General features: G+C 71.6%; 6 protein-coding genes and 1 pseudogene. 3 read left to right on the plus strand and 4 right to left on the minus strand.

Annotated features, from left to right (window positions below):
• Positions 1-36 precede the first annotated feature (36 nt).
• Together G3I60_RS35515 and G3I60_RS35520 are read right to left on the minus strand one after the other, a co-directional pair.
• A complete protein-coding gene (locus G3I60_RS35515; protein ID WP_164299506.1) occupies positions 37-1,623 on the minus strand; it encodes an MFS transporter in 1,587 nt (528 codons plus the stop codon).
• A 110-nt stretch (positions 1,624-1,733) separates the two neighbouring features.
• Positions 1,734-2,417 carry a TetR/AcrR family transcriptional regulator gene (locus G3I60_RS35520; protein WP_232484648.1) on the minus strand — a complete coding sequence of 228 codons (684 nt, stop codon included), beginning with the start codon at positions 2,415-2,417 and terminating at the stop codon, positions 1,734-1,736.
• Positions 2,418-2,547: 130 nt separating this feature from the next.
• On the opposite strand from G3I60_RS35520, the gene hisN reads away from it, so the two are divergent.
• Positions 2,548-3,348, plus strand: a complete 801-nt coding sequence (hisN, locus tag G3I60_RS35525) for a histidinol-phosphatase (protein ID WP_138350937.1) — start codon at positions 2,548-2,550, stop codon at positions 3,346-3,348.
• A gap of 102 nt (positions 3,349-3,450) precedes the next feature.
• On the plus strand, positions 3,451-3,861 hold the full coding sequence (locus G3I60_RS35530) for a cyclic nucleotide-binding/CBS domain-containing protein (RefSeq protein WP_138350938.1): 411 nt from the start codon (positions 3,451-3,453) through the stop codon (positions 3,859-3,861).
• Positions 3,862-4,125: 264 nt separating this feature from the next.
• Here the strand turns inward: G3I60_RS35530 and G3I60_RS35535 are convergent, their stop codons facing one another.
• Complete coding sequence (locus G3I60_RS35535; protein WP_164299508.1) at positions 4,126-5,586, minus strand: catalase; 1,461 nt, start codon at positions 5,584-5,586, stop codon at positions 4,126-4,128.
• Between the two features lie 140 nt (positions 5,587-5,726).
• Between G3I60_RS35535 and G3I60_RS35540 the strand changes: the two genes are divergently transcribed.
• On the plus strand, positions 5,727-6,137 hold the full coding sequence (locus G3I60_RS35540) for a Fur family transcriptional regulator (RefSeq protein WP_138350940.1): 411 nt from the start codon (positions 5,727-5,729) through the stop codon (positions 6,135-6,137).
• Here G3I60_RS35540 and G3I60_RS35545 read toward each other — a convergent pair.
• Positions 6,103-7,026, minus strand: a pseudogene (locus G3I60_RS35545) (hypothetical protein); the annotation flags it as partial. The gene G3I60_RS35540 and the pseudogene G3I60_RS35545 sit on opposite strands and share 35 nt — an antisense overlap.

Genomic DNA, 7,026 nt, shown 5'->3' on the forward strand with positions numbered 1-7,026 from the left:
GTCGCCGGACGGCCCCCTCACCTTCGTCGCGTGGACTCAGCGCGCGACCGCCTCCGAGGCATTCCCCCCGGCCGGCTCCCCGGCCGGATCCCCGTCGTTCTCCGTGCCCTTGGCGGCCGGCGCGGACGCCGGCACCTGGCGGAGCAGGACCACCGCGAGGACCGCGGCCGTGAACGTGACGATCGCGGCACCGAAGGCGGCGGCGTGGACGCCCGCCGTGAACGCTTCCCGTGCGGTGTCGAGCAGTTCGGTGCCGGTCCTGCCGGGGAGCTGCGCTGCCGCGGCGACCGCGCCGCCGAGGGTCTCGTGCGCCTCCGCCGGTGCACCGCTCATCCGGTCGTGGTAGACGGCCGTTCCGATGGTGCCCAGGATCGCCATGCCGAGCGCGCCGCCGAACTCGCTGCCGGTCTCGGACAGGGCGGAGGCGGAGCCGGCCCGCTCGGGCGGCGCCGCCGCCAGGATCAGGTCGGCGGTGAGGGTGCTGCCCATCAGCAGCCCGGCGGCGACCAGCGCGGCGCCGGTCAGGACGACCGCGATGCCGGAGTCCGTCCGGACCCGGGTGAGCACCAGGGCCCCGACCGTCGTCAGCAACAGCCCGGCGGCCAGCAGATAGGCGGGGCGCACCTTGTCGGCGAGGATGCCGGAGACCGTCATCGCGATCATGATGGCGGGCATGACGGCCATGGACCACAGCGCCGCGTGGAACGGGCTCTTGCCGAGGACGAGTTGCAGATACTGGTTGGTGTAGAGCGTGACGCCGATGAAGGCGAACATCGCCAGCACGTTGATCAGCAGGGACGCGCTGAACGTGCGCTGCCGGAACAGCTCGACGTCGATCAGCGGGTTGGCCGAGGTGCGCTGCCTGCGGACGAAGACCCAGGCCACCGCCAGCCCCACCACGACCGACAGGGCGGGCACCGGCTCGACTCCGTGCACGGCCATCTGCTTGATCCCGTAGATGACCGGGAGGACGGCGGCGAGCGACAGGAACGCGCTGAGCACGTCGAACCGGCCGGCCCGGGGGGCGCGGTACTCGGGCAGCAGCGCCGGGGCGAGGACCAGCAGCAGCACCATGGCGGGCACGTTGATCAGGAACGCGGCGCCCCACCAGAAGTGCTCCAGGACGAAGCCGCCGACGATCGGCCCGACGGTGGCGCCGCCGACCATGGCGCCGGTCCAGATGGAGATCGCGGTCTTGCGCTGCCTGGCGTCGTGGAACATGTTGCGGATCAGCGCGAGCGTCGAGGGCATGAGGGTGGCGCCGCCGAGACCGAGCAGCGCGCGAGTGGCGATCAGCACCTCGGCGCTGCCGGAGTAGGCGGCGACGACGGAGGCGACGCCGAAGGCGGTGGCGCCGATGAGCAGCAGGCGGCGCCGGCCGATCCGGTCGCCGAGCGCCCCCATCGTGATCAGCATGCCGGCGAGGACGAAGCCGTACATGTCCATGATCCACAGCTGCTGGGTGCCGCTGGGTGCCAGGTCCTCACTGATGAACGGCAGCGCGAAGAACAGCACGCTGATGTCCATCGAGATGAGGAGCGTGGGCAGGAAGAGGACCGCGAGGCCCGTCCATTCCTTGCGGCCGGCCAAGGCCGTGCCGTTCGACGTACCGGTCCCCGTCATGTCGTGCTCCCTCTGGGTGGTGTGGGCCGGACGCTGCGGCGTCCTGGCTCACAGACTCCAAGGGGGCGCTGACCGTTCGCGCACCGATCGCTGACCGGTCCGCCCACGGCTCACCAGCCGCGTGCCAGCAGCCCGCGGACCAGCCGCGCGACCTGCAGGCAGGCGTCCTCGTCGGAGGTCGAAGGGGCGACGACGTAGGCGAGCGTGAGCCGGACCGCGGCCTCGCACGCCCAGCCGATGTCGGCCAGATCCAGCTTCGGGTAGCCGTGTTCGAGCGCGCCGACCGCCCGGTTGCGGATCTCGGTGACGATTTCGGCGGGCGAGGGCGCGACCTCCGGCGCCGGAGGCGGGGTGTGCGACGCCGGGGCGTACGACGGCGAAGCGTGCGCGGCAGCGGTACGCGTCGGATGCGGCGAGCGCTGGAGCGGGATCCCGGCGACCGCCGCGGCCGGCAGCCGCTCGCTGCGGCAGCCCGTCAGCGTGGCGCGGACCAGTGGGCTGCGGCGCGCGCTGTGCAGCGTCCAGGCCGCCGCGGCGGCGAAGCAGTCGCCCGCGTCCGCGCCCTGCCGTTCCGCTTCCGCCAGGGCGTTCTCGACCCCGGCCAGAAACGTGTCGGCCTCGCGGCGCGCGAGCGCGCGGGCGAGGCCTTCCTTGCTGCTGAACTCGTTGTAGAGGGTCTGCCGGGACACCCCGGCCGACAGCGCCACATCGACCATCCGCACCGCCGCCCAGGGCCGGGCGCCCAGTGCGGCAAGAGCCGCGTCCAGTAATGATTCCCGCGCAGTAGGCATCATTGCCTCCAAGGGCCCGCATATGTCCCGGACAGCGGCCGTGGGCAAAGAATTGACGCGTCACAGACCGCTGTCAAGGCTCCGCGCACCGTCCGCGTGACCTCGGCCGGTTGCGATCGCTACTGTTCGCCTTATGCCCGACTTCAACGACGACCTGCGCCTCGCCCACATCCTCGCGGATGCCGCCGACGCCACCACCATGGAGCGCTTCAAGGCTCTGGACCTCAAGGTCGAGACCAAGCCCGACATGACGCCGGTGAGCGAGGCCGACAAAGCGGCGGAGGAGCTGATCCGCAGCCAGTTGGGCCGCGCCCGGCCCCGGGACGCGGTGCTCGGCGAGGAGTACGGCAGCCACGGCAACGGCCCGCGCCGGTGGATCGTCGACCCGATCGACGGCACCAAGAACTACGTGCGCGGGGTACCCGTCTGGGCGACCCTCATCGCGCTGATGGTGCGCGGCGAGCAGGGTGACGAGGGTGTGGTGGGCGTGGTCTCCGCGCCGGCGCTCGGGCGGCGCTGGTGGGCTTCGAAGGGCGGCGGCGCGTACACCGGGCGCAGCCTGTCGGCCGCCACCCGGCTGCATGTGTCGAAGATCAACAAGCTGGAGGACGCGTCCTTCGCGTACTCCTCGCTCAGCGGCTGGGAGGAGCAGGGCCGGCTCGACGGCTTTCTGCACCTGTCCCGGAACTGCTGGCGCACCCGCGGCTACGGCGATTTCTGGCCGTACATGATGGTCGCCGAGGGCTCGGTCGACATCTGCGCCGAGCCGGAGCTGAGCCTGTGGGACATGGCGGCGCCCGCCGTCATCGTGCAGGAGGCCGGCGGCCGGTACACCAGCCTGGACGGCGAGCCCGGCCCGTTCGGCGGGAACGCGGCGGCCTCGAACGGGCTCCTCCACGAGGAGCTGCTGGGATACCTGGGGCGCACGGGCTGAACGAAACGGCGGCCCGCCTCCCCTTGCTGAGCCGGACAGAGCATGTGAATATGAGAATGCCCGAGCTTGTGAACTTGTGAACGCATTCTCTAGGGGTAGCCCATGCTCGTCCGAGACGCCATGAGCACCGTCGTCCTGACCATCGGACCCGCCCACACACTGCGCCAGGCCGCCCGCCTGATGGCCGTCCGACGCATCGGCGCGGCCGTCGTCCTCGACTCCGACACCTGGGGAGTCGGCATCCTCACCGAGCGCGACATCCTCAACGCCATCGGCGCCGGCCTGAACCCGGACGTCGAGACCGCCCACGACCACACCACCACCGACGTCGTCTTCGCGACGCCCGAGTGGACCCTGGAGGACGCCGCGTCCGCCATGGTGCACGGCGGTTTCCGGCATCTGATCGTGCTGGACGGCCGCGACCCCGTCGGGATCGTGTCGGTCCGCGACATCATCCGCTGCTGGGCACCGGACCGGGCCACCGCCGGAGCGCAGAGCGCACTGGCCGGCTGACCCCCGCCCACGACCCGCGTTCACGGCCGCGCCGGCCGGGGACGGCGAAGAGGCCGGAGCCCCATGGCGTCCGGCCTCTTCGGTTGACGACCTGGGGAGCGATACGGAGCGGGCTCCCGACGCCCTGCGACTCCGCCTCCGGCGTTGTCGTCGGTCGACGACGCTCCGCGTCGCCTCCCTCCTCCGCCTTGGACGCGAAGCCGCATGACGCCGCTCGCTAATCCACTCCGCCTCGCCCCCCAGGTCGTTACGACAAGCGTCCGGTCAGCCGCGGAGGGCCTGGACCGCGGCTTCCAGCCGCTTGCCGTAGTCGGGGTCCGCCTGGCGGAAGTTGTTCACCGCGCGCTCGGCGATGTCGTCGCGCGAGACCTTGGAGATGAACTGCGCCAGGTTGTCGACCAGGCGCTCCTTCTCGTCCTCGGACATGGCGCGGTAGAGGTTTCCGGCCTGCACGAAGTCGTCGTCCTCGGCGTGCGAGGGCGCCTCGGAGGTGCCGGTGGCACCGGAGACCGGGAGCGGCTGCCACAGCGGCTCGTTGGTCTGCTGCGGGCCGCCGAAGCTGTTCGGCTCGTAGTTCTTGGCGCCCTTGTGACGGCCGTCGTACAGGTAGCCGTCACGGCTGTTGGTGCGTGCCTCGGTGGCGTGCGGGCGGTTCACCGGCAGGTGGTCGGCGTTGATGCCGACGCGGTAGCGGTGGGCGTCGCCGTACGCGAACAGCCGGCCCTGGAGCATCTTGTCCGGGGACGGGCCGATACCGGGCACGAAGTGCGCCGGGGAGAAGATCGACTGCTCGACCTCGGCGAAGATGTTCTCCGGGTTGCGGTTGAGCTCCAGCTTGCCGATCTCGATCGGCGGGTAGTCCGCGTGCGGCCACACCTTGGTGAGGTCGAACGGGTTGAAGCGGTAGTTCGCCGCGTCGGCCGCCGGCATGACCTGGATCTGCACCGTCCAGGACGGGAAGTCGCCGCGCTCTATCGACTCGCGCAGATCACGCTGGTGCGAGTCGGGGTCCATGCCCGAGAGCCGGTTCGCCTCGTCCGTGGTCAGGTTCTTGATGCCCTGGTCGGTCTTGAAGTGGTACTTGACCCAGAAGACCTCGCCCGCGGCGTTGTTCCACTGGTAGGTGTGCGAGCCGTAGCCGTTCATGTTGCGCAGCGTCGCCGGGATGCCGCGGTCGCCGAAGAGCCAGGTCACCTGGTGCGTCGACTCGGGGCTCAGGCCCCAGAAGTCCCATACGTTGTCCGCCTCCTGGGAGCCGGTGTACGGATCGCGCTTCTGGGTGTGGATGAAGTCGGGGAACTTGATGGCGTCCTTGATGAAGAACACCGGGGTGTTGTTCCCGACGAGGTCGTAGTTGCCGTCCTCGGTGTAGAACTTCAGCGCGAAACCGCGCGGGTCGCGCACCGCGTCCGCCGAGCCCAGGTTGCCCGCCACGGTGGAGAACCGCAGGAAGGTCTCGGTCTGCTTGCCGACCTCGGACAGGAACGCCGCCCGGGTCCACTCCGAGACGTCACGCGTCAGCGTGAAGGTGCCGTAGGCGCCGGCGCCGCGGGCGTGCACGATGCGCTCCGGGATGCGCTCACGGTTGAAGTGCGCGAGCTTCTCCAGCAGCGACTGGTCCTGGATCAGCACCGGGCCGCCCGGACCTGCCGTCTGGCTGTTCTGGTTGTCCGCCACCGGTGCTCCGGCCTCGGTGGTCAGCGGGCCCGTTTCCTGAACCGTCACGTGCGTCTCCCTGGATCCTGATCGACCTGTCCCTCGGCTGTCGCCGGAATCGATCCTACGATAGACAGAGTCTAAGTCAAGAAGAGCACCATCCCCGGACTCATTCGGACCCCGGACCGAGCGCTGTTACGCTGCTGCGTATGAGTGACCTTCTGGAACGACTGCGCGAACGCGGCTGGCGGCTGACCGCCCAGCGGCGTGTCGTGGCCGAGGTCCTCGACGGCGACCACGTGCACCTGACCGCCGACGAGGTGCACGCCCGCGCCACCTCCCGACTGCCGGAGATCTCCCGGGCGACCGTCTACAACACCCTCGGCGAGATGGTGACCCTCGGTGAGGTCATCGAGGTCGCGACGGACGGCCGCGCCAAGCGGTACGACCCGAACGCGCACCACCCGCACCAGCACCTGATCTGCTCGCGCTGCGGCACGATCCGCGATGTCCACCCCGCCGGCGACCCGCTCGCGAGCCTCCCCGCGACCGAGCGCTTCGGCTTCACCATCGCCGACGTCGAGGTCACCTACCGCGGTCTGTGCCCCGACTGCTCCTGACGGGCGCGGCTCCCGCGTCCGGCGCCAGCCGCTCGGCCGCCCTGCGCACGGCCGGCTCGGTACGGGTCCTGCCCACCCAGACCGTTTCGGCGGGCACCTGCGCGGCCACCCGCGCCAGCGCCTCGAACACCTCCCTGGCCACCCCCGGATCGGGGTCGAGCGCCAGTGGCGCCAGCAACCGCACCAGATCGTCCGCGGGCGCGAGCCGCCCCAGCGCCCGCACGGCACAGCGCCTTACCCGCGCCGGCCGGGCGACCGGCCCAGGCCCGGCTCCCGGCTCGGGTCCCGGCCCTGCTCCCGGCCCGGTGAAGCGCAACAGCACCGGTACGTCCGTCGCGTCGCCGCACTCCCCCAGGCCCGCCAGCAGACCGGCCACCAGCCCCGCCGGACCGCCGGGCCCGCACCGGCCGAGCTGTCTGCGGTAGACCCGGGCCGGCGGCTCACCGCGCCGGTACAGCTGCCACCGCGCCTGCGCCCGCACCATCCGGGCCGGATCGGCGAGCACGCTCACCAGGCGCGCGGCCGGCACGTCGACGGGCAGCGCCGCCACCGCGAGCTCCCGCACCGCCGCGCTGCGCGCCCACATCAGCCGTCCCGCCTGATCCGGATCGATCTCCAGCAGCCGTTCCGCGCACAGCCGCCGGCACACCTGGTCCCGGTCGCGCAGCGCGGTCCGCAGCAGGTCGCCGCGTACGTACTCCCCCAGTTCCAGAGCCAGTTCCATCCCGAAGCGGCGGGTCCGCGGATCACCGTCGGCGGCCAGCGCGCGGACCGCACGCCGGTACGCCGGCTCCGCGAGCACCGCGCGGTACCCGGCCGGCTGACCGCCCGCCCGGCGCCTGCCGCCCAGCCGCAGCAACAGCCGCAGGGGGACGGCGCCTTCGTCGCG

This window comes from Streptomyces sp. SID13666 (genome assembly GCF_010548325.1).
GTDB lineage: Bacteria > Actinomycetota > Actinomycetes > Streptomycetales > Streptomycetaceae > Actinacidiphila > Actinacidiphila fildesensis.